Source organism: Pseudoalteromonas sp. MEBiC 03485 (genome assembly GCF_004195145.1).
Classification (GTDB): Bacteria; Pseudomonadota; Gammaproteobacteria; order Enterobacterales; family Alteromonadaceae; genus Pseudoalteromonas; species Pseudoalteromonas apostichopi.
On record NZ_SGBT01000001.1, the window covers coordinates 3208877 to 3234832 of the forward strand.

At 41.1% G+C, this 25956-nt stretch carries 17 protein-coding genes and 15 tRNA genes; 12 read left to right on the top strand and 20 right to left on the bottom strand.

Annotated elements, in window-relative coordinates; genetic code table 11:
• Positions 1 to 7: 7 nt before the first annotated feature.
• Entirely contained in the window at positions 8 to 1915 is a 1908-nt protein-coding gene (locus EVU92_RS14770; RefSeq protein WP_130051854.1) for an aminotransferase class V-fold PLP-dependent enzyme, read from the top strand.
• A 252-nt stretch (positions 1916 to 2167) separates the two neighbouring features.
• On the top strand, positions 2168 to 2566 hold the full coding sequence (gene gloA, locus EVU92_RS14775) for a lactoylglutathione lyase (protein WP_054553771.1): 399 nt from the start codon (positions 2168 to 2170) through the stop codon (positions 2564 to 2566).
• Positions 2567 to 2576: 10 nt separating this feature from the next.
• On the opposite strand, the gene EVU92_RS14780 is transcribed toward gloA, so the two are convergent.
• The 13 genes from EVU92_RS14780 to EVU92_RS14840 all read right to left on the bottom strand — a co-directional run bounded on the left by EVU92_RS14780 (position 2577) and on the right by EVU92_RS14840 (position 10903).
• The gene (locus EVU92_RS14780; protein ID WP_130051855.1) at positions 2577 to 4814 is read right to left on the bottom strand and encodes an ATP-binding protein; all 2238 of its coding nucleotides are present in this window, start codon (positions 4812 to 4814) and stop codon (positions 2577 to 2579) included.
• Positions 4811 to 5950 (bottom strand): extracellular solute-binding protein, encoded by a 1140-nt coding sequence (locus tag EVU92_RS14785; RefSeq protein WP_130051856.1) that lies wholly within the window; start codon positions 5948 to 5950, stop codon positions 4811 to 4813. Before EVU92_RS14785 ends, EVU92_RS14780 begins: the two co-directional genes overlap by 4 nt.
• Positions 5951 to 6042: 92 nt before the next feature.
• Positions 6043 to 7197, bottom strand: coding sequence for an ABC transporter permease (locus tag EVU92_RS14790; RefSeq protein WP_175580516.1), 1155 nt, complete (start codon positions 7195 to 7197; stop codon positions 6043 to 6045).
• Positions 7194 to 8120 (bottom strand): ABC transporter ATP-binding protein, encoded by a 927-nt coding sequence (locus tag EVU92_RS14795; protein WP_130051857.1) that lies wholly within the window; start codon positions 8118 to 8120, stop codon positions 7194 to 7196. The genes EVU92_RS14790 and EVU92_RS14795 overlap by 4 nt, the downstream gene beginning before the upstream one ends.
• Positions 8117 to 9064 (bottom strand): HlyD family efflux transporter periplasmic adaptor subunit, encoded by a 948-nt coding sequence (locus tag EVU92_RS14800; RefSeq protein WP_130051858.1) that lies wholly within the window; start codon positions 9062 to 9064, stop codon positions 8117 to 8119. The genes EVU92_RS14795 and EVU92_RS14800 overlap by 4 nt, the downstream gene beginning before the upstream one ends.
• A 317-nt stretch (positions 9065 to 9381) precedes the next feature.
• Positions 9382 to 9457, bottom strand: a tRNA-Glu gene (locus EVU92_RS14805).
• A 166-nt stretch (positions 9458 to 9623) separates the two neighbouring features.
• A tRNA-Glu gene (locus EVU92_RS14810) sits at positions 9624 to 9699 on the bottom strand.
• A gap of 77 nt (positions 9700 to 9776) precedes the next feature.
• Positions 9777 to 9852, bottom strand: a tRNA-Glu gene (locus EVU92_RS14815).
• Between the two features lie 77 nt (positions 9853 to 9929).
• Positions 9930 to 10005: transfer RNA gene (locus EVU92_RS14820), tRNA-Glu, on the bottom strand.
• 257 nt (positions 10006 to 10262) lie between these two features.
• Positions 10263 to 10338: transfer RNA gene (locus tag EVU92_RS14825), tRNA-Glu, on the bottom strand.
• Positions 10339 to 10506: 168 nt separating this feature from the next.
• A tRNA-Glu gene (locus tag EVU92_RS14830) sits at positions 10507 to 10582 on the bottom strand.
• 130 nt (positions 10583 to 10712) lie between these two features.
• Positions 10713 to 10788 (bottom strand) — tRNA-Glu (locus EVU92_RS14835).
• A gap of 39 nt (positions 10789 to 10827) precedes the next feature.
• Positions 10828 to 10903 (bottom strand) — tRNA-Ala (locus tag EVU92_RS14840).
• A 643-nt stretch (positions 10904 to 11546) separates the two neighbouring features.
• On the opposite strand from EVU92_RS14840, the gene EVU92_RS14845 reads away from it, so the two are divergent.
• The 10 genes from EVU92_RS14845 to EVU92_RS14890 all read left to right on the top strand — a co-directional run bounded on the left by EVU92_RS14845 (position 11547) and on the right by EVU92_RS14890 (position 17884).
• Positions 11547 to 11622 (top strand) — tRNA-Val (locus EVU92_RS14845).
• 36 nt (positions 11623 to 11658) lie between these two features.
• Positions 11659 to 11734 (top strand) — tRNA-Val (locus EVU92_RS14850).
• A gap of 26 nt (positions 11735 to 11760) precedes the next feature.
• Positions 11761 to 11836, top strand: a tRNA-Val gene (locus tag EVU92_RS14855).
• A 39-nt stretch (positions 11837 to 11875) separates the two neighbouring features.
• Positions 11876 to 11951 (top strand) — tRNA-Val (locus tag EVU92_RS14860).
• 43 nt (positions 11952 to 11994) lie between these two features.
• Positions 11995 to 12070, top strand: a tRNA-Val gene (locus EVU92_RS14865).
• A gap of 35 nt (positions 12071 to 12105) precedes the next feature.
• Positions 12106 to 12181: transfer RNA gene (locus EVU92_RS14870), tRNA-Val, on the top strand.
• 33 nt (positions 12182 to 12214) lie between these two features.
• Positions 12215 to 12290 (top strand) — tRNA-Val (locus EVU92_RS14875).
• A 629-nt stretch (positions 12291 to 12919) separates the two neighbouring features.
• The gene (locus EVU92_RS14880) at positions 12920 to 14554 is read left to right on the top strand and encodes a response regulator (protein ID WP_130051859.1); all 1635 of its coding nucleotides are present in this window, start codon (positions 12920 to 12922) and stop codon (positions 14552 to 14554) included.
• Between the two features lie 19 nt (positions 14555 to 14573).
• Positions 14574 to 15938 (top strand): extracellular solute-binding protein, encoded by a 1365-nt coding sequence (locus EVU92_RS14885; RefSeq protein ID WP_168990026.1) that lies wholly within the window; start codon positions 14574 to 14576, stop codon positions 15936 to 15938.
• Positions 15935 to 17884 (top strand): ATP-binding protein, encoded by a 1950-nt coding sequence (locus EVU92_RS14890; protein WP_130051861.1) that lies wholly within the window; start codon positions 15935 to 15937, stop codon positions 17882 to 17884. Before EVU92_RS14885 ends, EVU92_RS14890 begins: the two co-directional genes overlap by 4 nt.
• Here the strand turns inward: EVU92_RS14890 and msrB are convergent.
• The 7 genes from msrB to EVU92_RS14925 form a co-directional block, all read right to left on the bottom strand.
• A complete protein-coding gene (msrB, locus tag EVU92_RS14895) occupies positions 17881 to 18324 on the bottom strand; it encodes a peptide-methionine (R)-S-oxide reductase MsrB (protein WP_130051862.1) in 444 nt (147 codons plus the stop codon). The two genes, EVU92_RS14890 and msrB, sit on opposite strands and share 4 nt — an antisense overlap.
• 68 nt (positions 18325 to 18392) lie before the next feature.
• Positions 18393 to 18845, bottom strand: a complete 453-nt coding sequence (locus tag EVU92_RS14900) for a hypothetical protein (protein WP_130051863.1) — start codon at positions 18843 to 18845, stop codon at positions 18393 to 18395.
• Between the two features lie 9 nt (positions 18846 to 18854).
• Positions 18855 to 19343 carry a DUF2919 domain-containing protein gene (locus EVU92_RS14905; RefSeq protein WP_130051864.1) on the bottom strand — a complete coding sequence of 163 codons (489 nt, stop codon included), beginning with the start codon at positions 19341 to 19343 and terminating at the stop codon, positions 18855 to 18857.
• Positions 19340 to 19684 carry a DUF3392 family protein gene (locus tag EVU92_RS14910; protein ID WP_130051865.1) on the bottom strand — a complete coding sequence of 115 codons (345 nt, stop codon included), beginning with the start codon at positions 19682 to 19684 and terminating at the stop codon, positions 19340 to 19342. Before EVU92_RS14910 ends, EVU92_RS14905 begins: the two co-directional genes overlap by 4 nt.
• On the bottom strand, positions 19677 to 21698 hold the full coding sequence (ligA, locus tag EVU92_RS14915) for an NAD-dependent DNA ligase LigA (protein WP_130051866.1): 2022 nt from the start codon (positions 21696 to 21698) through the stop codon (positions 19677 to 19679). The genes EVU92_RS14910 and ligA overlap by 8 nt, the downstream gene beginning before the upstream one ends.
• An 83-nt stretch (positions 21699 to 21781) precedes the next feature.
• Entirely contained in the window at positions 21782 to 22510 is a 729-nt protein-coding gene (zipA, locus tag EVU92_RS14920; protein WP_130051867.1) for a cell division protein ZipA, read from the bottom strand.
• A gap of 37 nt (positions 22511 to 22547) precedes the next feature.
• Positions 22548 to 25949 (bottom strand): AAA family ATPase, encoded by a 3402-nt coding sequence (locus EVU92_RS14925; protein WP_130051868.1) that lies wholly within the window; start codon positions 25947 to 25949, stop codon positions 22548 to 22550.
• Positions 25950 to 25956: the final 7 nt, after the last annotated feature.

A 25956-nucleotide genomic window follows, 5' to 3' on the forward strand; every position in this document is an offset into this window, starting at 1 on the left:
AGTTGCTATGTTACCTTTACTTCGTATCTTATTAATTGAGCAAGATCCTGCCACCTTAAAAGAGCTTTCAATGAACCTAGCAAGAACAATCCCTAACTTTGAACGTACTGATGTTGATATCGAGATTGTTGAGTGCATTGAGCTCAAGCAGGCGTTGAATTATGTAGAGGAAGATGGTGATATTCAAGCTGTAGTGCTTAGTTGGGATGTATTAAATAACGGCGAACGCACCTATAGTCGCTTTATCGAGCAACTAAAAGGCATCCGTCTTGAACTGCCAGTCTATGTTATCGGTGACGATACGAAAGGCTTGGAAATAGTCAACGAGTCTGAAGAAATTGAATCTTTCTTTTTTAAAGACGAGGTCATTTCAGACCCTGAAGCAATCTTGGGCTATATGATCAATGACTTTGATGACAGATCAGAAACCCCATTTTGGACCGCTTACCGTCGTTATGTAAGTGAATCGAACGATTCATGGCACACACCTGGGCACAGTGGCGGTGCTAGCTTTAGAAATTCTCCCTATATTAAAGACTTTTATCAGTTTTATGGCCGTAATGTGTTTGTTGGCGACTTGTCTGTTTCTGTCGATTCGCTTGGCTCATTGTCAGACAGTACCAACACTATAGGCCGCTCTCAAGAATCAGCAGCGGCGACATTTGAAGTAAAACATACCTACTTTGTTACCAACGGCTCCTCTACTTCAAATAAAATTATTTTGCAAACTTTGCTACGTAAAGGCGATAAGGTGATAATAGACCGAAACTGCCATAAGTCAGTGCATTATGGCATTTTGCAATCGGCTAGTTTACCTATCTACTTGTCGAGTATTTTGAATCCTAAATATGGTATCTTCGCACCACCGTCACTGGCTGACATTAAGCAAGCAATTGAACAAAATACCGATGCTAAATTATTGGTTTTAACAGGCTGTACTTACGATGGCCTGCTTAGCGATTTAAAGCAAGTGGTTGAATTTGCTCATCAGCACGGTATTAAAGTGTTTATCGACGAAGCCTGGTTTGCTTATTCACTTTTTCACCCGAGTTTACGCCACTACTCGGCGATTAATGCTGGCGCGGACTATGTTACCCATTCGGCACATAAAGTGGTTTCAGCGTTCTCTCAAGCATCTTATATTCATGTTAACGATCCTGATTTTGATGCCGATTTCTTTCGTGAGATCTACAGTATTTACGCCAGTACCTCGCCAAAATATCAGCTCATTGCTTCGCTAGATGTATGCCAAAAACAATTAGAAATGGAAGGTTATAAATTACTGAATGCCCTACTGAATCACGTTGCAGAATTTAAGCAACAAATGGCTTCCCTAAAACATATAAAAGTGCTCGATAAGCAAGATTTCATGGATATATTCCCACATTTTCGTGGCGATAACATGGGCCACGACCCGCTAAAAATTCTTATAGATATTAGTGAGCTACCTTATTCATTAAAGGATATTCATAAATTCCTATTAGATGAAATTGGACTTGAAATTGAAAAGTATACTCACAGTACTATCTTAGTTTTACTAACTCTTGGCGGTACACGCTCAAAGATCATTCGTCTTTACAATGCACTGAAAAAACTCGACAGTGGTAAAGTGAAGCTAGCCACCACAATGAGGCGCACTCGCTTACCAGAAAACTTACCTGCTATAGACTTGGCTTGTATCCCAAGTGATGCGTTCTATGGTGAACGTGAATCTGTGCCGATTAGTAAAAGTAACAACCGAATCTGTGCCGGATTAGTGACGCCTTACCCTCCTGGTATCCCACTGTTAGTCCCGGGGCAACATATCACTAATGAGCATATCGAATATCTTAAAGAGTTGGCGGGACAAGGTCTGACAATCCAAGGGAGTTTTGATGGCGAAATCTATGTACTGAAAGGTAAAGTGAAAAGCTAAACGTACGCTTATATCTCAAATACCTCATTGTTATGCAGCAATAGCTCTCCCATTGCTGCATATCATTACCTTCTTTATACCAAAGCTTAGTTATTAATTTTACAGCATGGACTTTGCGATTTGTCTCAATGCTACTGTGCAAGCAATCGAAATAACTTATAATCCATTTTTGATAATTTTAACGCGCAGCCTTATACCACACTGCGTTATTAGAATTGTGCGAATTTAAAGACAAGAAAGAGGATGCTAAAAATGCGCTTATTACACACAATGCTTCGCGTTGCTGATTTAGACAAATCAATTGAATTTTATACGCAGGTATTAGGTATGAAAGAGCTGCGTCGTGCAGACAACGAAGAGTACCGCTACACCCTTGCTTTTGTCGGTTATGGTGATGAAAAAGATTCGACAGTGCTTGAGCTTACTTATAACTGGGATACAGACAGCTATGATTTAGGTAATGCATACGGTCATATTGCTATTGAGTTTGATGATATTTATAAAGCTTGCGAAGACATTAAAGCTGCTGGCGGTAATGTGAGTCGTGAGCCGGGTCCTGTTAAAGGCGGCACAACTGAAATCGCGTTTGTTAAAGACCCAGATGGTTATGCGATTGAGTTAATTCAGAAAAAAGATAACAACACTTTTTGATTGATAGTGGCTATTTCAGCAATTGCTGAGATAGCCACTTTGCGAGTACTTTTTCCAGTTCAGTAAAATTAATTGGCTTTGCGATATGGTCGCTGATACCAATTTTTGAACTTCTTTCGATGTCGTCTTTCATTGCATTGGCACTGACTGCAATAATTGGTGTATTAAAACCTGACCTTGCTAATAAATTTTCACTGGCAGTTAAACCATCCATCACCGGCATTTGGATATCCATTAAAATCAGTGCGTAGTCTTTTGTTAGGGTTTTCTCACACGCAATTTGTCCATTTTCGGCCAATTCATAACTTAGACCTAATTGAGTTAAATACTTAGTGATAACAATTTGGTTAATTGGGTTATCTTCGGCAATTAATATAGGCTTATCGACTGAGTTAAAATCAAATTGAGAGTCTTTATCTAACTGATCCACTTTAGCGCTTACACCTTCTGGATATAGCGTTTTAAAACTGACATTAACCGTAAACTCGGTTCCTTTGCCAAGCTCACTAATTATCGCTATATTCCCTGCCATTAAATCAATCATCCCTTTACTAATTGCAAGCCCAAGGCCTGTACCGCCATATTCACGGGTGATATTACTTTGCGCCTGAACAAATGGATTAAACAGTGCTTTAATTTTATCTTCTGCGATACCAATTCCTGAATCTTTTACAGAAAACTCAACGTCTGTGACGCGTTCGTCTCTATTTAGCAAAGTAAGTGAGAGTACAATTTCCCCTTGGTTAGTGAACTTAAATGCATTCGAAAGCAAATTAATAAGCACTTGTTTAACACGTATTTCATCACACTCAACGAGCAAAGATTGTATTGAGGGGACATCTAGATTGCAGCGAATCCCTTTGTTATCACAACTAGGCTTGAATAATAAAATAAGGTCACGACAAAGCGCGACTAAATCACATTCACGCGACTCTAGCTCTATTTTTTTTGCCTCTATTTTTGAAAAATCAAGAATGTCATTAATAACGGTCAATAAAACATCGCTGCAGTTATTAATTTGCCTAACGAACTCTGCTTGCTCTTGCGTTAATTCGCTTTTATTTAGTAACTGTAAAAAGCCCACGATACCATTCATTGGAGTGCGTATTTCATGGCTCATATTCGCTAAGAATTGGCTTTTAACTTGCTCAGAACGCTCAGCCCGATGTTTTTCTAGCTGCAAAGAAGTAATTTGAATATCAATGGTTTCAGCCATGCTATTTAGCGACTCAGCAATATCTTTAAACTCTTGGTAGTGAAAGTCGTCAGTATTTTGTTTGTAATTCCCTAACGCATACTCGCGGCTAAGGGCAGTTATACGATTCAGCGGGTTATGAAGTCGCGCAGTCAGCCAACGGACGAGAATAAATGAAATAACAGAGAGTCCAAAAATTAGTAGTCCTGCTAATACGGCTGTTTGTTTAACGGCGCTGGTGTAACTTGTTTTGGTTTCGTTAATTTGAAACTGTAAGTTCGTTGGTTTGCCTTCGAAGTAAACATTATTAATCGTTGCTTGCCCCATTAGTTTCCCATTTTCGCCCGCATCACCCAAACTAAACAAAGTATTTTTTTCTGCTGTGATTTGTACTTGCTTGCCTTCTTGATAAACTGGCTGCTCATTATGTATTGCAAGCCACTTTAACGCTTCGGATAAGGGGACAAAAGACACTAATACGCCCGTTTTGATAATTGGCTCGCTCAGTGAATCTTGCTCATGGAGCAGTGTTGATGTAATAGCCAACAAGGCATTTTGTTTTGCTTGTGCAGGAACAAACAACTCACTCACTTGGGGGTTATCAATAATTTGAATTGTGTTCTGTTGTGTCGATGTTTGGGCGCTATCGAGAATGCTTTTTGTGAGCTTATAGTTCAAATTTAAAGAGGTAATAGGATAACCCTCAACTATAAACCCTTGGTTATCAATAACAATTGCAGCTTTAATTTGCGGGTTTTGGGCGACAAACTCCTGTAGCTGTACTAGCGCGAACTGTGAGTATACAACTTTATTAGGCAGTTCAGTAATCGCCTTGATACTACTAAGTAATTGGCTGTTTTTCTCAAGCTTAAATAATAGTTGCTCAAGACTAGCCGCATTATTTCTGGCTTGCCACTGTAAACTAGTGTTTGCCTGATCAATCGAGCTTAAATAGAAACGCCCTGTCATCAAACCTGCAAGTATCAATAAAGGTATAATTACCAGAAGTAAAACACTGATAAACAAGGCGCGACTAAAGCGTGGACTGCTCATTCATCCCCTTCATTGGCAATCGAACGCTCTGCCAACCCTTGCATAAATAACCCCGCTTGCTCAGCAGTTAAGGCTCCACTCCCATAGCGAATAAAACCTTTATTTAATACTTCCCATACAATGATCATAGATGGCGTTGATAGCATAGGTTTTGTGAATTGCATAGCATCAATTAAGGTTGATAACCATGAACCTTGTTGTGCTTTTAGCTTATTTAAAACCTCTGTATTGATAGGAATATCTTGGAGCTGTTGCCAAATCATTGTTTGGAACTTTTCTGCTTGAACCAATTTAGCAAATTTGAATAAGTTTTCTTTATTTGCACCATTTAGGCCATCATTTGGAAACGCCAGTACAAAAGTAGAGTAATAAGGCTGCATATACTCACCATTGAGTTTCGGTAACTGTTGCATCCCTAAATTATCACCAAGCGCCTGATCATAAGTTTTTAATGCCCATGCACCATCAATAGTAAATGCGGCTTGCTGTGCTTTAAATGCGTTATTTGAACAAGTGTAATCGCACTGTCTGTCAACGAGGTTTTGTTTACTTAAATCCCAAACAAATTTGAGAGCAGATTGCATTGCAGGCGTGTTTAGCTGAGCTTTATTATCTACTATTAGATCACCATTAAAAGCCGATAAAAACGGAATAAACCAGTACATCTCCATAAAACTCCATGTAACTAGTTTAACCTCTTCAGGCAAGGATGATTTAAAGCTATATATATCCTGCCAATTTTCTATTGGCTCTTTAACGTACTGCTTATTATAAAAAAGTAGCAGGTGATTACCTTGAATAATGGGAATACCCAAGAGCTGATTGTTTAGCTTAGCAGTGTCTAAGGTTCGCTTATCTGTAGTGTCAGCAATGAGTGAGCTTGGAATAACACTGTAGTTGGCATATTTATCAAGACCTAAATGATCTGCAGGCACAATAATAACGTCTGTTGAGGTGCTGGTACTGGTGTTTTGTACCAGTCTTACTTTTAGAGCTTTTTGATCAACCGACACAGAATTAACCGTCAAACCACTTTGCTCAGCGAGTGTGCTTAACAGTTGATCAAAATGCTCATGTTTCATGGTATGGGCTAGGTTTATCTTTGCCGCATAGCTATCAAATGTAACTATTAGCATCACTACCCAAAATACTTGCCACACGCTAAGGTTTGCTCATAAATAATGAAAATTATATTTTAGTTAAGCACATATGCCGTACATTGCCTAGCTTAATCAAGGGTTTTCTTGAACCTAAGTGCAGCCATAGCCAAGCCTAAAATAGTAAAGATCAAAAGCCAAATTAAGTCACTGCTCATACTCATTAGATTGACATCTTTTAGTACTATTCCTCTTATTAGCCTTAAATAGTGCGTTGCTGGTAAGCATTCAGCAAGCCACTGCGCCGCCATAGGCATTCCTTCATAGGGAAACACAAAACCAGACAATAAAATGGAAGGTAACAGAATAAAAATAGTCATTTGCATTGCTTGAAGCTGGTTTTTAGCGATGGTCGAGAGCACTAAACCTAGCACTAAACTGGCGCATATAAAGGCAAATGTTGCGACAACCAGTGCCATTAAACCACCGCCAAAAGGAATATGAAATAATATCTTGCCCATTCCTAATATAATAAATAACTGAATAAAACCAATGAAGATATAAGGCACCACTTTACCTATCATCAACTCAAGTGAGCTTAAAGGTAAGGTTATTAAGAGCTCCATATTGCCTCGCTCTTGCTCTTTAACAATTGCAGCAGAGGTAAACATAATCATAGTCATGGTCAAAATGACAGCTGCTAAACCTGGCACAATATTAACCGCAGAGCGCTGCTCAGGGTTATAAAATAAGGTTGTTTCAAAGGTAGGATAAGTTCTATTCGCGGGCTTATCGAGCAGCTCAGCAAGCGGCATGTTGCGAAGCGATTTAATGCTCGACGCTACCATTGTATCTGAGCCATCAACTAACCAATGCGCAATTGGCCTGACTAACGACTCATTACTACCATCTGGTAAACCAAAACCGACTGTTGGGTGTTGAGCAAGCCGGTTTGCTACATCGTGGGGTATAAAAAGCACGGCGCGCACTTTAGCACTGGCTATTGCTGTTTGTGCTTGCTCTATACTGTTATAGTAATCTGTCACTTTGACCACATTTGTGGCTGATACTGTTTGTACTAAAATGCGGCTGAGAGCAGTGTGACTATGATCGACTACTGCAACAGGGATATCCTTAACATTAGTGTTAATAGCATACCCAAATAGAATCAGCTGGATAAGGGGGATCATTACCACCATAGCAAATGTCATTCTATCACGGCGTAATTGTAATAACTCTTTGCTTACAATAGCTTTTATACGGCTTAAAGAGGTAACAATATTCATTGTCTGCCCTGCCCTGTACAAGTTACAAACACGTCCTCAAGGCTTGGGCGAACAATATTTACTTGCCACGTATCCTTACAAAATGATTGCTGTTTTATAAACTCAACGGGATCTTTAACATCTTTTTTCACTAATACTCGCAATTGTGCGCCTAACTGAGTCGCCGAGATAACTTGATCGATTGTTGCGAGCTGTTTTTTTAATTCTCTAGTTTGCGCCCCAGCTATTTCTACAACATAGGCATGCATGTCTGTCATTAATTGTTTTGGTGAGCCATCGGCGCGTTTAATACCGGATTCTAAAATTGCTAAACGATGACAGCGCTCCGCTTCATCCATGTAGTGAGTAGTGACTAATATTGTGGTACCGGCATTACTTAAATCAAAAAGTGTTTCCCAAAAGTCACGGCGATTTTGTGGATCGACTGCCGATGTTGGCTCATCAAGAAATAAAATTTTCGGTTTATTGATCACTGCAGCAGCCAATGCCAAGCGCTGCCTTTGGCCCCCACTCATACTTCCGGCCATTTGTTCCGCTCTTTGATCAAGACCGTAGGTATGGAGCAATTCATCAATTCTTTGTTGTTTTTGCCGCTTTTTTAAAGGGTAAAGCGCAGCCATGAACTGGAGGTTTTCAAGTACAGTTAAGTCGCTATAAAGTGAAAACTTTTGAGTCATATAACCAAGTTGTGTTCTCAGCTTTTCCGCATCTTTTGGCAGGCTCAAGCCAAGCACATTGATATCACCGGCGGTTGGCTTCAATAAACCCGTAAGCATACGTATTGCAGTCGTTTTGCCACAACCATTGGGGCCTAAAAAGCCATAAATTTGGCCTTGCTGAACGTCTAGATCAAGGTTATCAATCGCTGTTAAATCGCCAAATTGTTTTATCAAGCCTTTGGCATGGATCACCGACTCAGTCATGGCATAACCACTTGGGCAGGTACGCCTGTTGGTAAGTTATTCTCAGTTGCAGGTAGTGTTACCTCAGCAAGATACATTAAACGCGCGCGCTCTTCCTGATTAAGGGCATAAAAAGGAGTGAAAGCAGGCTCTGTGGCGATCCAAGTAAGTTCGCCTTCAATCTCTTGATCTATGCCGTCTACGCGAACCATGAGCCTCATGCCCTGTTTGAGCTTGGCGCGATATGGTTCTGGGATATATACGCGTGCGTATGGTGCGCTGTTCGCTTGAATAATAACCACAGGGCTTCCTTTAGTAACTCGCTCACCTACATGCCAAGGCAAATTATCGACTCTGCCGGAACGCATCGCTTTAATTGTCAGATCTGAAAGATATTTTTGTTGTACTTTTAGCTCAGCTTCTGCGGCTTGAACTTGCGCCTTTGCACTATTAATATCTTCGACACGAGAGCCATTTGTTAGCTCTTTTAGGTTCTGCTTTGCTGATTCTAAATTTGCAAAAGTTTCATCCCGTGCGGCTGTTGCGCTGTCTAAGGTTTCTTGGCTTGCGAGCTTATCTTTAACTAACGTTTTTGCTCGGCGAAAATTAGCTTCGCTTTGTGTGTATGCAGCATTTGCCGCTGCTACTTTGGCTGATGTCGCAGCAACCTCTTCTGGGCGAGCACCATTTAAAGTTTTATCAAGAAATGCTGTTGCTTGAGCTAGTTGCGCTTGAGCTTTGGCTACAATGGCTTGTTGAAGCTCAGCATCGAACTGTGCAATTACCTGCCCTTTTTCAACTAACTGACCTGCTGAGACGGGTAAATCAATCAGTACTTCGTTAGTCGTTGCAGGATGGATCACACGTTCACGCTCAAGAGTCCCTAGCGCTACTCCCTCATTAGAGTCTGAACAAGCTGAAATAACTAAAGAAATAAATATGAGTACAACACGTTTAGCTAACATTTTAAGTTCCTTACGGTTAGCTGATGAGTTGCTAAATACTATAAAGTAATAAAATGTTCAGTAAAAGTGTTCTGTAAAAATTGAATTTTTAGAAATTAAAAAAATAATATCGCAGAGAAATGTTGGAGAGTTAAAGCGATGAAATTCTAGATATGTTTATCTAACCATTTGAAGTTAGATTACAAGGTGATTATTCCTACTTAACATAAGATTATGTCAATATGTGGCATCGCGCTAAGACATTAGTACTCTTGATAACGTCTTGCATAGATTGTTCGGAGTTCACCGAACCGCTACACATAACCTACTTAAGTAAGTGGCGTCCCCAAGGGGATTCGAACCCCTGTTACCGCCGTGAAAGGGCGGTGTCCTAGGCCTCTAGACGATGGGGACGCAGAAATTGGTTTGCAAATCACCGATTTGCTATTTCTGTGTAAGATGAGACCGAGCCTGCGAAGCGAATGGCCTTAGCTTAAACAGAAAGTTTCTGTGTCACTAGGACAACTGAATAGTTAGACTCGATTCAGACGAGTTTTAATAACACAACACTTTTAGTAAGTGGCGTCCCCAAGGGGATTCGAACCCCTGTTACCGCCGTGAAAGGGCGGTGTCCTAGGCCTCTAGACGATGGGGACACATAATGTGTCACTAGGACAACTGAATAGTTAGACTCGATTCAGACGAGTTTTAATAACACAACACTTTTAGTAAGTGGCGTCCCCAAGGGGATTCGAACCCCTGTTACCGCCGTGAAAGGGCGGTGTCCTAGGCCTCTAGACGATGGGGACACATAATGTGTCACTAGGACAACTGAATAGTTAGACTCGATTCAGACGAGTTTTAATAACACAGCACTTTTAGTAAGTGGCGTCCCCAAGGGGATTCGAACCCCTGTTACCGCCGTGAAAGGGCGGTGTCCTAGGCCTCTAGACGATGGGGACGCAGAAATTGGTTTGCAAATCACCGATTTGCTATTTCTGTGTAAGATGAGACCGAGCCTGCGAGGCGAATGGCCTTAGCTTAAACAGAAAGTTTCTGTGTCACTAGGACAACTGAATAGTTAGACTCGATTCAGACGAGTTTTAATAACACAACACTTTTAGTAAGTGGCGTCCCCAAGAGATTCGTACTCTTGATAACGTCGTGCATAGATTGCGCGGTGTTCACCGCTCCACTACACATAACCTACTTAAATAAGTGGCGTCCCCAAGGGGATTCGAACCCCTGTTACCGCCGTGAAAGGGCGGTGTCCTAGGCCTCTAGACGATGGGGACACATAATGTGTCACTAGGACAACTGAATAGTTAGACTCGATTCAGACGAGTTTTAATAACACAACACTTTTAGTAAGTGGCGCCCCCAAGAGATTCGTACTCTTGATAACGTTTTGCATAGATTGCGCGGTGTTCACCGCCCCACTACACATAACCTACTTAAATAAGTGGCGTCCCCAAGGGGATTCGAACCCCTGTTACCGCCGTGAAAGGGCGGTGTCCTAGGCCTCTAGACGATGGGGACACATAATGTGTCACTAGGACATTAAATGATAGTTTGACTCATATCGGAGTTAAGGTTACTAAATTAACATGTAAGTACTCGAGACTAACATATTTATTTTCTTGGCAATTGCTCACTTACTTGAAGTAAGTGGCGTCCCCAAGGGGATTCGAACCCCTGTTACCGCCGTGAAAGGGCGGTGTCCTAGGCCTCTAGACGATGGGGACGCAGAAAACTGCAACCCTAGGACAAACACTATGCAAATCTGGTGGAGCTATGCGGGATCGAACCGCAGACCTCTTCGCTGCCAGCGAAGCGCTCTCCCAGCTGAGCTATAGCCCCGACTTGCATACACACCACCAATTAATGTTGGCTGTGTATCGCTGAGTGCGGGGCGCATTCTATGCAGCCCCCCAAATAAAGTCAACAGTTTTTTATCTAAGTTTATTTAAATGATTTAAATTTCAACAAGCTGACTAAATATCAATCCGTTACGGTGGTGTTTTAAACAAAGTGCTATCAAATTCGCTATTTTGAGCTACTTACAGTACTGGTTTCTCATTTAAAGGCTTCCTGCCTATAAACTTGCTTATTTAAATAAGGTATACATTTATATGCAAAACAAAGATCGCTACCTAAAGCTTTAAATAAAGAAACTAAGCGTACCCTATGTTGTTTTTTAATATACAAAATAGGTCGCTTTTAACTGATGCAAACTTATTGATACGAAGAAACTGCTATAAAGCTTTACTGTTCTCATATCACTTCGATCATTTTACTAAGGTCATAGAGCTATAGATCAACTTATAAATACAAGGTTATGAATATAAATTGCATATTTGTTCACCAAAAAATGCTTAAATGCCATGTCATTGTTTATAAAAGCTGCATCTAACACATTTTTACTCATTCAAGTGTTGACACATTTACAACTCTATCTATAATAGCGCCCCACAACAACGCAGCAATGAGTTGTTTTAGATATGGGTCGTTAGCTCAGTTGGGAGAGCATCGCCCTTACAAGGCGAGGGTCACTGGTTCAAGTCCAGTACGACCCACCATTATTCACTAATGGTGTTCATATCTAAATTCTTAATGGGTCGTTAGCTCAGTTGGGAGAGCATCGCCCTTACAAGGCGAGGGTCACTGGTTCAAGTCCAGTACGACCCACCATTAAGAAATAGGGCTGCATGTAATATGGGTCGTTAGCTCAGTTGGGAGAGCATCGCCCTTACAAGGCGAGGGTCACTGGTTCAAGTCCAGTACGACCCACCATTATTCACTAATGGTGTTCATATTACAAAAAATCTAAATGGGTCGTTAGCTCAGTTGGGAGAGCATCGCCCTTACAAGGCGAGGGTCACTGGTTCAAGTCCAGTACGACCCACCATTAAACACGTTTTAGTGGTGTTCTCATTTAGATTAATCTTCGCGGGTCGTTAGCTCAGTTGGGAGAGCATCGCCCTTACAAGGCGAGGGTCACTGGTTCAAGTCCAGTACGACCCACCATTTTCACCGATGGTAAGCGAAGAAAAAGATTATATGGGTCGTTAGCTCAGTTGGGAGAGCATCGCCCTTACAAGGCGAGGGTCACTGGTTCAAGTCCAGTACGACCCACCATTTAATCTTTAAGCCACTAGGCAATTTATATGTGGGTCGTTAGCTCAGTTGGGAGAGCATCGCCCTTACAAGGCGAGGGTCACTGGTTCAAGTCCAGTACGACCCACCACATATAAACACTTCATTAAATATATTTCCTTATTTACCCTTAGCTTTCAAAAGCATCGCCACCATTAACAAAACACAGGCTCGATGGTTCTAATCCAATACGACCCACCACATATAGACACTTCATTAAATATATTTCTTTATTTTACCCTTAGCTTTCAAAAGCATCGCCACCATTAACAAAACACACGCTCGATGGTTCTAGTCCAGTACGACCCACCACATATAAACACTTCATTAAATATATTTCCTTATTTTACCCTTAGCTTCTAAAAGCATCGCCACCATTAACAAAACACAGGCTCGATGGTTCAAGTCCAGTACGACCCACCACATATAGACACTTCATTAAATATATTTCTTTATTTTACCCTTAGCTTTCAAAAGCATCGCCACCATTAACAAAACACAGGCTCGATGGTTCTAGTCCAGTACGACCCACCACATATAAACCTCTAGTATCTAGTTCCTTTTATCTGACATTTGAGATTTAAACTCTAATACCAACCTCCCCCACTATTGATATAGCCTAAAAGTAAATTTTAAATCGCTGCAAAAGCTGTAATTTGCCTTGTCAGCAGCTAGACTGTTTATTATAGTCGTTGTTAATGTCACTTAGTCGCAAGTCCAATGCCTGCAAAGATTTTTTCGAAAGCCAAAATTTTAATAGTTGAAGAGCAGCCTCTTGCTCAAAGCTATATGAAACAATCCTTAGAAGGGTTGGGCTTTCGTCAATTGCGTTTTGCAGAGCATGCCATTGCAGCAAAAGAACAATGTCAAATTGAGCAATTTGACCTCATCGTTTGTTCATTTAACTTAAGTAAACATCAAGATGGCTATCAGCTTTATGAAGAGCTGAAAATGAAGCGCCTTATTAAAAACTCCACGGGCTTCATTTTTATCTCAGCTGAAACAAGTGGTTCTTTGGTTCACAGTGTGCTTGAGCTACAACCAGATGATTTTTTAGTTAAACCATTTACAATTTACGAATTAAAAAATCGTATAGAAAAAGTATTATTACGCAAGAACAACCTCCACCAAGTTTATCAGCTTATTGATGATGGTAACGATTCAAAAGCAATTAAACAAATTGATGCTTTGTTGCAAAATAAAGGCAATAGTTATAGCGCGATTCTATTGAGATTAAAAGGTGATGCCCTACTTCGCCTCAAACGCTTTGAAGATGCAAAAACATTCTTTAAATCAGTGCTCGATATTCAAAAATTCACATGGGCAAAAGTAGGTTTAGTAGAAGCACTCATTGCCAATAATGAACACACACTTGCACATCGTATGCTGAAGACAATGTTACAGCGCAGTGAAACTCGACTCGTTGCTCTTGATTTACTCGGTCGATTAGAAATAAAGCTGCATAAGTTTGATGAGGCTCAGCAGTTTTTTAGTCAAGCTGTTGAAATTGCGCCACGTAATATTGACCGTCAAAAAACCTTGAGTCATGTATCGTTACTTAATCACGACTACGAAAAGAATTATCTAACTCAAAAAGACATTGCTAGTTACGCAAAGCACTCTATTCACGACAACCCTGATGTGTATTTAAATGCGGCTCGTGCCGGTATTGATTTTGCTTTAACTACAGATCAGACTGATCAAGTTAATCGAATATCAAGACAGACAAACCAATACTTGAGTGATTTAAAAAAACAATTTCCTAATAGTAATAACCAAACACAGATTGACGTTCTCAATGCGCGTTTGCATTACTTAAAGGATGAACATCAAAAGGCCAAAGCACTCATCAATCAACTGGATGAAAGTGACAGCCAAATTCGTTCGGTAGATGGAGCCCTCGATAAAGCGAAAGCGTTTCATGAATTGGGCTTCCACCACAAAGCACAAACATTGTTTAACCAAATTATCAATCACTGTGAACGTCACCCATCAATAAGCGATCCGGTTTATTTACGTTATATTCAACAGCAACAAACTGAGCGGCGTGATATTAAGTTAGGTCCAAAAGAGCTCAATAACCACGCTGTGACGCAGTTTAATAAAGGCCAGTTAAATACTGCACTTGAAGCATTCACACAGGCATTTAGAATAATGCCAAAAAATGCCAGCATCGCCTTAAATTTACTGCAGTGTTTATTCGATACAAATAACCAAGGCCAATCATTTAATTTAGCACTCGCGAAAAAATGTTTTGCCTTGTTAGATGCTCAAACATTAGAAGATGAACAAGCAATCCGCTTTGAAAAAATTAAAGCACAGGCTGCAAAATTAAAAATTAAACTTGCAGAGTAACTTCTTTATGGCGTTTCGTTTGTTAAAACTTAAAAATCTCCCCCTCAGCGTTGCGCTTTTGGTTTTTTGTCAATGTAGCTTTGCCTCAGCAACGTTACAACATTGGCAGCAAGCAACTATAAATTGGCAAAGTGAAGCGGGTAGCCATATAAATATCTTGGCTGACGAGCAACCCGCATTTATGGCTTTAAAACCCTACATTCCTTTGTTTGAAAAGCTAACAGGAATTTCTGTTGGTTTTCATGCCTTAGAACAGTCGCAAATGCGTGCTCGTCGACATCAAGATTTAAGCGAAGCCACAGGTCTTTATGATGTACTGCCTATGGGAATCACATTTTTAGGTGAAGCTCAAAGCCAAGGCTGGGTTGACCCTTTACAGCCATACATTGAAAACCCTAGACTTACAGACAAAGCGTGGTATCAGTTAGAAGATATTAGTGAGCGTAGCCTAGCCCTTTGTAAGATCGACGATACACTATATTCGTTACCGTTTGATTTTTCTGCGCCGATATATTTTTACCGTAAAGATCTTTTCGAGCGCTTCAACCTAGAAGTACCCAATACCTACGAACAACTGCAAGCGACTAAAATTAAGCTGCAAAAGGCTATTGACCGCACCCCTTCTTTGAATGGTATGCACGCATTTGCCTCACGCACACTGCCGGGGGCAGGATTAAACACCTGGACAGTCTTGCCTATTATGCGTGCTTATGGCGCTGAAGTTATCGACGCGCAGGGTCAGTCTGTTTTTGATAGCCCTCAAACAGCACAAAGCCTGCAAGTGTATCGTGATCTAGTCACGGGATTCGGCACCCCTGATAACAGCCGTTTACTGCATTTTTATGAAATTCGGCGCTTGTTTAAAGAGGGCCAACTTGCCTCGGCCTTTTTGGCCTCTCATTTTTATAATGAAATAGATACCGCAGAAGAGTCTGATATTTGGAATAAATGGGAGGCCGCCCCCTTGCCTGCTGGCCCAATAGCCCGAGAAACATCGCCATGGGCATGGGCGTTCGCGATAAATAGCAAATCAAATGAAAAACATGCTGCATGGTTATTTATTCAATGGGCAACAAGTGAACAAACAGCCGCACTACTGAGTACCGGTGGTTCACCACCAAGGCAAAAGGTGTGGCACGAAAAACTATTTACTTTAGTAAACAAGCCTGGCTTTAATAAAACCATGTTATGGGTATTTGATCACGCAACTCCGGACCGCCTGCAGTCTGGTATGGTCGAGTTTCCTGTTATTGGCAAAATTATCTCGCAAACCTTTAGCCAAATTTTCTATGGTGCAGATATAAAGCAATCTATTAAAACTGCTGACGAAAAAATAAACACTAATATGCAAGCGCTAAAAGTACGGAGCAATATTCAGCAATGAGAATTAGTATTGCCCATAAAATTTTAATGATCATCGGCTTTACCATTACCCTTATTTTAGGGGCAAGTACGTCTTTGCATGTTATGGAGCTAAAAGAACAAACACTTTTGAACATGAGTGAAAAAGCTGACGCTATTGTCTCACCCATGTTGTCAGAAATAAAAAGCTTAACTAAAGACAATACGGTAGGTAGTTGGGTACTTAAAATTCAGGGATTAACATTAAAAAATATTCTAAAAAATAATACCTTTGATGACTTACAGACGATTTACTTTATCGATCAAAATAACTTTATTGCTGCCCATCCTGATAACAGTAAAGTTGATACCCTTGAAACTAACCAAATGCTATTAAAGCAGCTTAATCCAAAGCAAAATACCATTGTAGCTATGGAGCAACAATATGCTGTTGCTGTACCAATTAGCAACTTTCAGGGCGAAAATATCGGTTATGTTATTGTGAGCTTTTCAGATAAAGACTTAGCATTAAAAACTAAATCTATCATTAGTAATGCTGTGTCACTATTTGCAATCTACCTTTTAACTGCACTCATCATCGCCTACATCATTATTCGCCGTATTATCTTGCAGCCAATTGATCAGCTTGTTGAGTTTTCTCATGCTGTGACCACTGGTGATCTAAACTGCCCTATTAACATAAAAAGCCAAGATGAGATTGGCACCCTTGCCAGTGGCTTTAAAATGATGCGTGCTGCGGTTAGGCAACAGATTAACAGCATGCATGAACAACATAGTTTACTCGAAGATACCGTTGCTAAACGTACTCAAGAGTATCTTGATGCTAAAGAGCAAGCTGAGCAATCAAATCAGGCTAAAAGCCGCTTTTTAGCCAATATGTCCCATGAACTTAGAACTCCGCTTAATGCAGTGTTAGGCTTCAGCCAGTTACTGCAAGATAGCGAAACAGATAAAAATAAACGTCGTTACTTAGAAGCAATTTCAATCTCGGGTAATTCCCTGCTTAATGTATTGAATGACATTCTCGATTTATCAAAAATCGATGCTGGTAAAATGCAACTCGATATTGAGCGTGTAGAAATCCCTAAAATGTGCCATGAACTCAATATGATGTTTTTACAACTCAGTGCACAAAAAGATCTCGACTTACAGGTGATTTCTAACCCAGCGCTAAAAACGCCCGTGTTACTTGATAGTAATAAAGTTCGTCAAGTACTCACAAACTTGATCAGTAATGCTATTAAATTCACTGCACAAGGCAGTGTCAAAGTGTATTTCGATTTTAAAGCCCACGATGACAACAGCAATATTGATATCAAAATTCATGTCAAAGACACAGGTAAAGGTATTCCTAAAGATCAACAAGATCTTATTTTTAATGATTTTGAACAAGTACAAGGCCAACGTAGTTCTGAGTTTGGCGGAACCGGATTAGGTCTAGCTATTTCTTTGCGCTTTATCAAGCTAATGGGTGGTGATTTATCAGTGATCAGCGAAAAAGGCCGAGGTAGTGAATTTATTGTATCGTTACCAAACGTTGAATTGGCCGAATCAAAAACCGAAGTTGAGCATCGTAATTACCCTGCCATTTCAAGCTATCATTTTAATCCTGCACGTATTTTAATTGTTGATGATATCCCTTATAACCGAGACTATTTAGAGTCCTTCTTATCACGCTGGAGCTTTACTATAGATACAGCTATCAACGGAGAAGATGCGCTTAATAAAATGGAGCAACATCAACCTGACTTGATCATTATGGATTTAAAAATGCCCGTAATGGGCGGTTTAGAGGCAAGTCAATTAATTCGTAGTGATGATCGCTTTAAACATATTCCAATCATTGCAGTTACAGCGTCAACGCTAAAAGATGATAAGGCGCAATCGAATATTTTGACAGACTACATTATTAGTAAGCCAATTTACCGCGAGCACCTTATTTTTATCATCGCTCAATATTTAGATTAGTCGCGTTTTTTCATCGCTATGGCATTCATACAATAACGTAAACCAGTTGGTGGTGGACCGTCAGGGAAGACATGGCCCAAATGCGCGTCGCAAACATTGCAAATAGCTTCTATTCGTTGCATACCATGACTAGAATCAGCCACATAAGCAATACTTTCAAGACTGCTAGGCTGTGTAAACGACGGCCAGCCGGTGCCACTATCGAACTTTTCATTGCCGTCAAACAATAAATTGTCACAACAGGCACACGCATATTGACCGGGTTCAAATAATGTACATGAATCAGAGCTGTGCGGGCGTTCTGTGCCTTTTAAGCGAGTAACATAGAATGTGTCTTGTTCGAGCTCAGCTTGCCACTCAGATGGCGACTTCTCGACTCGACGTGGAGGTGTTGGGTTACCATTATGGGCAAACTCTAGAATATCTTGCCAAGTTAACATAGTGTTCCCTCAGGGTTGAATACAACAGTTGCACAGTACAACACAAGCACTGCAATGGGCAAGCAACATTAGTTTAATTGTAAACGGATATCTATTTTAGAACGCTCGCGCTCAGAGAGTAGTTGCTCTAAATGACTTTTAATTATATCGCTGCGAACACTTAATATTGCGGTTGATTTCTGCTCATTGATATCAGTTACATGGATTATCCCTTCGCCGATTTCAATCTGCTTAATTTGGCCAATTAATACAAACTCAGCTTTGCGTTTGAAATCGAATAAACCCGCTAAGCTTATTAGTGCTAGCTGATTCACATCACGTTTTAATAAGTCAGTAATGGGATTGCGTGCTACAAATAACGGCGTAACTCGATAAAGGCTTGATAGGGTTATAAAACCCCATAACATCACAAACAACGAGAATGCAGCACTGTGCCAAAGTGGTGTAAATACCCATAAAGCAATTAAAACGAACGCGATTGTGAATGATATTTTTGCTAAAAGCTTATTAATTACCAGCATTGTGCTGCCCTATTTATTCTCTATTGGATCTGGCCAATCATTAAAAAAAACTGATAGATATCTGCTTTTTAATAAATATAACAGCACCCATAACACCAGTACCATTTGGCTGGCTAAAAACAACGAAAACTGATAATGGCTGTGCGCTGCCTGATAGGTTAACCAGCTTAAATCTGTAATTGCACACAGAATTAATGGCCAGCGCATAAACCGCCAAATAGACGCTAAACGTTTTGCACTTATGGCGTTTTCTTGTGGCCTGCGTAAGCAAAAGATCACTGCCGGTAATAAGGCAATCGCAGCAATCGCAATTGCTGTAAAGAAATCGCTTTTAGCTTTAAAAAACAGCGACATTATATCTAAATCAGGGCGGCGACTCAGCGCCGCTATTATCCAGATAAAATAACTTCGCAAAAGCACTAGTAAGGTTAAATGAAACGCTAATGGGGTACGATAAGCACCGTGTTTATCCCAGTATTCTGGGCCATAGCGATTCATATTTGGTTCTTCTTATCGGCAATCACGCCAAGTATCAAAAAGGCTGCTATTAGTGTTAGCGCTAGCCATTTAACACCAAGTAACATTAATAGCTTACTTAAAAATGGAGTTACAAACACCACAAGTAAGCCCATGCCAAACCCGGTGACTAGCACAAAGCAAAGCACACGGATAATAAAGTGACGACGCGCAACAAAGCGCTTGGTCACTTTAATAATATCATTTGCATACAAGGATAAAAAACACACCACCAGCAATAATGAAATATTGTAAAGGTGTGGTTGCAGCCAGCTGCCGATTGTTAAAGCAACTGACGACAATGCCTGCAATACACTATCCATTGTGCTCACTTAAAAGTGCAATGAGATCTGCCTCGGTTAATACATCAATACCTAAGTCTTGTGCTTTTGTTAATTTTGAGCCTGCTTTTTCACCCGCAATAAGCGCATCTGTTTTCGCCGATACACTACCCGACACTTTTGCACCTAACGCTTGTAAACGTGCTTTTGCATCATTACGGTTAAGCTCGCTCAATGTGCCGGTCAGTACGTAAGTTAAGCCAGCTAATGGCTGCGCATCGGCACTCGGCGCTGTTAATTCTGGCCAGTGAATACCTTGCTCAACTAACGCATTTACAACTGCCATATTGTGCTCCTCGCTAAAGAAGCCACGCACATGCTTGGCAACGATCTCACCTACGTCACTTACTTCTGTTAACGCATCAACGCTTGCTTGAGTGATTTTTTCTAGCGTTAAAAAATGGTTTGCTAAGTTTTGCGCGGTTGCTTCACCCACTTCGCGAATACCTAACGAATATAAGAATTTAGCTAAGGTTGTTTGTTTCGCATCTTGTAGTGCATTAACTAAGTTCTTAGCAGATTTAGGGCCCATTCGCTCTAGTGATTCAAAATGCCCTTGTTTAAGGATAAATAAATCAGCAGGCGTTTTGATAAGCTCACGATCAACAAGTTGATCAACAATTTTGTCGCCTAAACCATCAACATCAAGGGCTTTACGTGACGCAAAATGTTTAATTGCTTGCTTACGCTGCGCTTGGCACACTAAACCACCGGTACAACGGGCAACCGCTTCACCTTCAATGCGCTCCACATGTGAGTCACAAATTGGGCAAGTAGCAGGAAATTCAATGTCTTTAGCATCGTCTGGACGACGCTCAAGTACAACTTGGGTAATTTGTGGAATAACATCACCCGCACGACGTATAATCACGGTATCGCCAATTTTAACGCCTAAACGGGCAATTTCATCGCCATTATGAAGCGTTGCATTAGACACTGTAACGCCCCCCACAAATACTGGCTCTAGTCGTGCAACTGGTGTAATTGCGCCAGTGCGACCTACCTGAAACTCAACATCAAGTAATTGTGTGATTTCTTCTTGTGCGGGAAACTTAAAGGCAATTGCCCAGCGTGGTGCACGTGCCACAAAGCCTAAACGCTCTTGTAGCTTTTTGTCGTTTACTTTGATAACAACACCGTCAATTTCGTAGGCAAGATCACTACGACGCGTCAAGATGTCTTGATAATAATCAAGAGCAGCTTGCTGACCTTCAACGAGTTTTGTTTCTGGGCACAGAGGTAACCCCCAATCAGTAAGTTTAGCAAGCTGTTGATAATGATCTTCTGGTAGCTGCCCATCCGCAACAAGCCCAGTACTGTAGGCATAAAACATCAGTGGACGTTTTGCTGTTACTTTAGAATCAAGCTGGCGTAGGCTACCGGCAGCAGCATTACGCGGGTTTACAAACACCTTGTCGCCGCGTTTTTCAGCTTCACTATTAAGCTTGGCAAAACCAGCGCTATCCATAAATACTTCACCGCGTACTTCTAGTTCTGCGGGGAAGTCATCGCCACGTAACTTCAGCGGTACATTGCGAATCGTTTTTACATTCTGGGTGATATTTTCGCCCACCATGCCATCGCCACGAGTCGCGGCTTGTACTAAAACGCCATTACGATAAATAATTGATACCGCTAAACCATCAAGCTTTGGCTCACAGCAAAAGGTTAGCTCTTTGTTATCCATTACACGTTCTTTTATACGACGGTTAAAGGCAGCAAACTCTTCTTCTGAAAAAGCATTATCAAGTGACAGCATAGGCACTTGGTGAGTTACTTGTTCAAACTTATCAAGTGCAGCGCCACCGACTTTTTGCGTGGGTGAATCTGGGCTTTGAAACTCAGGATTCGCTTGCTCAAGCGCACTTAACTCACGCATTAGACGGTCATATTCAGCATCAGGAATGCTTGGTGCATCCAGCACATAGTAATTATGGTTATGCTCTTCTAACTGGGCACGTAGTTGGCTAATTTGCTCAAAGATAGGGCTGGACATGAAAACCTCAAAAATCTACATAAAAAAAGCCACTTAGACGACTTAACGCCAAGTGGCCTAATACTTATCATCTGTGCGTGCGATTAAGCTGAAAAGCTGCGAACTTTCTCAACATACTCACGAACGCTTTCAACCGTCATTTCTTCACGGTTGCTATCTAAAATAGTTGCGCCAAATTCATCGGCTAACTTTTTAGCTGCACTATGCAACATATTAAATGCACTTAGACCATCACCATCACATGGAAGGGTCATAAATAAGCTAATTCCCGCAGTGCTAAATTGTTCCATATTATCAATATCGAACGTGCCAGGGTTATACATATTCACTAAACGGAATAAAACAGGACCAGTGCCTGCTGGGTCTAAATGACGGTTAAAGAAACCTTCTTCAGAGTACTTAAAACCTAACATATTAACAGCTGGTAATAGTTGGCTGCCAGCCATGGTTAAGCCTTCTGGCATTTGCAAATGCACAATAATGAAATCACTTGGTCCTTGAGCATCTGCTTGCTCTTGATCTGTTTCTTCTTGCTGAATCTCAGTTTCTTCAACCACTTCTTCTGAAACAACCGGTTCATCGTGACTTTCTGCTGAAAAGCTTAAATCACCAAACTCTGGTTCATCACGCTCTTGTGACATTGCTTTCGTTGGTTCTTGAACTTCACTGGTTGTTTCAGTTGGTTCAACCCGTTCCACTGAAGGCGCATCTGGACTGTCCTTTTTTCGCACCGACCATAAGCCGTGAATTAATAAACCACCAATGACAAATACACTGATTACGATTAAAGCCCATCTTAATTCTTCGGCCATCCCCTCACCTTTATTATTTGATATGCCTAATTAAATTTTATGCTTGTGCCATTTGCACAGCTTGTTCTATATCTACAGCCACCATACGAGATACGCCTGGCTCAGCCATAGTTACACCAGTCAACCTGCCTGCCATTTCCATAGCAATTTTGTTATGACTAATATAAATAAATTGTACTGATTGTGACATCTCTTCTACCAAACGGCAAAAACGACCCACGTTCGCATCATCCAATGGTGCATCCACTTCATCTAGCATACAGAATGGAGCTGGATTGAGCCTGAATATTGAAAACACCAATGATAATGCGGTCAGCGCTTTTTCTCCACCACTAAGCAGGTGAATTGTCGAATTTTTCTTTCCTGGTGGTCTAGCCATGATGCTCACCCCACTTTCAAGTAGATCATCACTGGTCAATTCGAGGTAAGCACTGCCACCACCAAATACTTTCGGGAATAATTCCCCAAAGTCTGTATTTACTTGTTCAAACGTCGCCTTAAAACGGTTTTTTGTTTCTCGGTCTATTTTTTGAATCGCCCCTTCCAGGGTATTTAGCGCTTGCGTTAAATCATCAAGTTGCTGATTTAAATAATCGCTGCGTTGTTTAGCCTGCTCAAACTCATCAATTGCCGCTAAATTCACAGCGCCGAGCTCATTTAAAGCTTGTGTGGTTTTTGTCAGCCTAGTTTGCATGCTATTTAAATTGGCATTGTCAGGCAATTCTTCAAGTACTGTTTTTAAATTTTGTTCCAGTTCTGCAAGTGGCTCTAAAGCCGCTTGAGCTTTAACGATTAAACTTTGCTCATCCAGTGCTAATGCTTGCAACTGCTCTTGTAGCGTAACTAGCTCAGATTGCGATGATTTCAGCGCTGTTTGCTTATCAGCAAGCTCCTTTTTAGCTTGACTCAAGGCCGCTTGCAAGTTTTTCAGCTCAACATCACTTTGTTGATGCTTTTCAAGCAGTAGCATAATTTGCTCTGCCACCTCTTCAAGCGGGATCACTAATTCTTCTAGCTGCTCGTTGAGCTCTAATACCGCTTCACTCGCAGCATTTTGCGCTGCATTGGCGTGTTGCAATTTAGTTTCGCTAAGTTGACACTCACTGCGAGCTTTTTGCTCAGCCAAGTTTGCTTGATGCGCCTGAGTTTTATATTGCTCAAGCTGAGAAGCAACTTGGCGATAACGGTTATTTGCTTCAGTTTGCTGGTGTTTTGCTTGCTCTAACTCAATTTCAAGTTCTAATTGCTGCTCTAGCAATTGTTCAAGTAAACACTGCTGAGTTTGTTGCTGCTCATCAGCATTTTGCTTTTGCTCAGCCAATAAAGTTTGACGCTGCTGTAACTTTACAAGCTGGTTTTGCCACTGCGTTTGCTGCTCTAGCAACATGTCACGTCGCGTGCTGGCCGATGCTATCTGCTGAGCCGCTTGGTGAATTCGCTCTCTGTATTGCTCTTTGTCAGCGATAAGCGTTTTCTTATGTGCTAGATGCTCATTTAGCAATTGCTGCTTTGTTTCTAATTGCTCGTTGAGTTCTTCATCTAACTGCTGTGCATCACTGAGCTGGGCATGCTTTAAAAGCAATGAATTATCGGCGTCTTTATTGGCATTAGAGTGAAAGTTACGCCCATGAATATGGCCTTCTTCATCAATAACAGCTAACCAAAAAGGATCCGCTAAAATAGCTTCATCAAAATGGGGTTGAAAAGCAAACCGTGCTAATAAATCAGGGTAAACACCCGTTTCGATATAATTAGCTAATGACTCTTTTGGTAACGCAGCACTATCAGTCGCAGGCCAAACACTGTTAGCCTCTTTATGTTGATTCACCTTTAGATGCTCTAGACCTAGCAGAGCTTGCTCAACTAAAGGCTCAAAGCCAGAAGTAACTTTTAACTGCGCTAATAAAGAGACACTCCCGCTGTCAGTTTGCTCTACTAGCAAGGAATTAAGCGCAGCAATGCTGGCTCTATTTTCATTACTGTGCTGTTGAACCCGTCTAAAATCCTGTTCTAAGTGCTGTTGCTCTTTATCAGCTTGTTCTAGATTCTGAGTTAGCTTATTCAGCGCACTTTGCTGCTGCGCAAGTTCTTTTGTCAATGTTTGAATATGCTGTTGCTGCTCAGCAATTTGTGCTGCAACTGGGGAGGCTTCAAGCTCACTAATTTCAGCGGCGAGTTGTGCCTGCTGAGATTCAAGTTGTGCAAGTGTCTGTGCAAAATGCCTTAGCTGACTTTTTGCGACAGTAATATCACTGCTATGAGCTTGATTTTTCTGTAATACGCTTTGATATTGCTCATTAGCACTTTGCGTGCTTTGCTGTTGCAAAGCAACTTGTTCTTCAACCTCTGCTACTTGCTCAGCGCACAACAAACTTTGCTCAATCGCTTCTTGTAGCTGCTCTTGTAAAATGGCGGCTGAGGCGTGTTGCTCTTCTTGCAGCTCTTTATTTTGTAACTGCAGTTGTTGCTGTTTGATAAGGTTTTGGCTAAGTGTTTGCTGTTGCTGCTTTAAGCTGATCTGTTGCTGCTCTTTGCGCGTCAAATCAGTGTGTGTTTGATGCTGAGCCTGCTGTGCGTCTTGCTGTTTTTGCTGCTCAAGCTGCACCTGATTTTCAAGACTTGCTAAAACATCATCATGGCCAGAATGCGCTTCTTTAAAGAACTTGATTTGCTCTTTAAGTTTATTAATTTGCTCAGCTTTCTCGATTTGTTGTTGGTGTAACTTCTGCCACTTTAAAACCGCAATTTGCCCTTTTAAGGTGCGCTCAGTGGCTTTTAGCTCTCGGTATTTTTTAGCATCGACTGATTGCACCGCAAGCTTATCAAGCTGTGTTTGTAATTCCTGTCTTACATCAAGTAAACGTTCAAGGTTTTCGCGGGTACTTTTAATGCGGGTTTGCGTTTCACGTCGACGCTCTTTGTATTTTGAAACCCCCGCGGCTTCCTCTAAAAAAACACGTAAATCAGCCGGTTTGCTCTCAATTAAACGCGAGATCATGCCCTGCTCAATAATCGCATAGCTGCGCGGGCCAAGACCAGTGCCTAAAAAGATATCGGTAATATCACGCTTACGGCATTTACTGCCATTTAGGAAATAAATTGACTGGCCATCTCGCGTCACTAAACGCTTAATCGCCACTTGGTTTCGATCAGCAAAGGTATTTGGAAGGTGACCACTAGTGTTATCAAAAACTAATTCAACAGAGGCTTGCGAAATAGGTTTTCGATTAGTAGAGCCATTAAAAATAACATCGGTCATGGCATCGCCACGTAAGTTTTTAGCTGAGCTTTCACCTAGCACCCAACGCACTGCATCGATGACATTTGATTTGCCACAGCCGTTCGGGCCGACAACACACGTCATCTGATCAGGAAATGGGATCTTAGTGGGTTCAACAAACGATTTGAAACCCGCTAATTTTATGGTGCTTAAGCGCATCTAATTG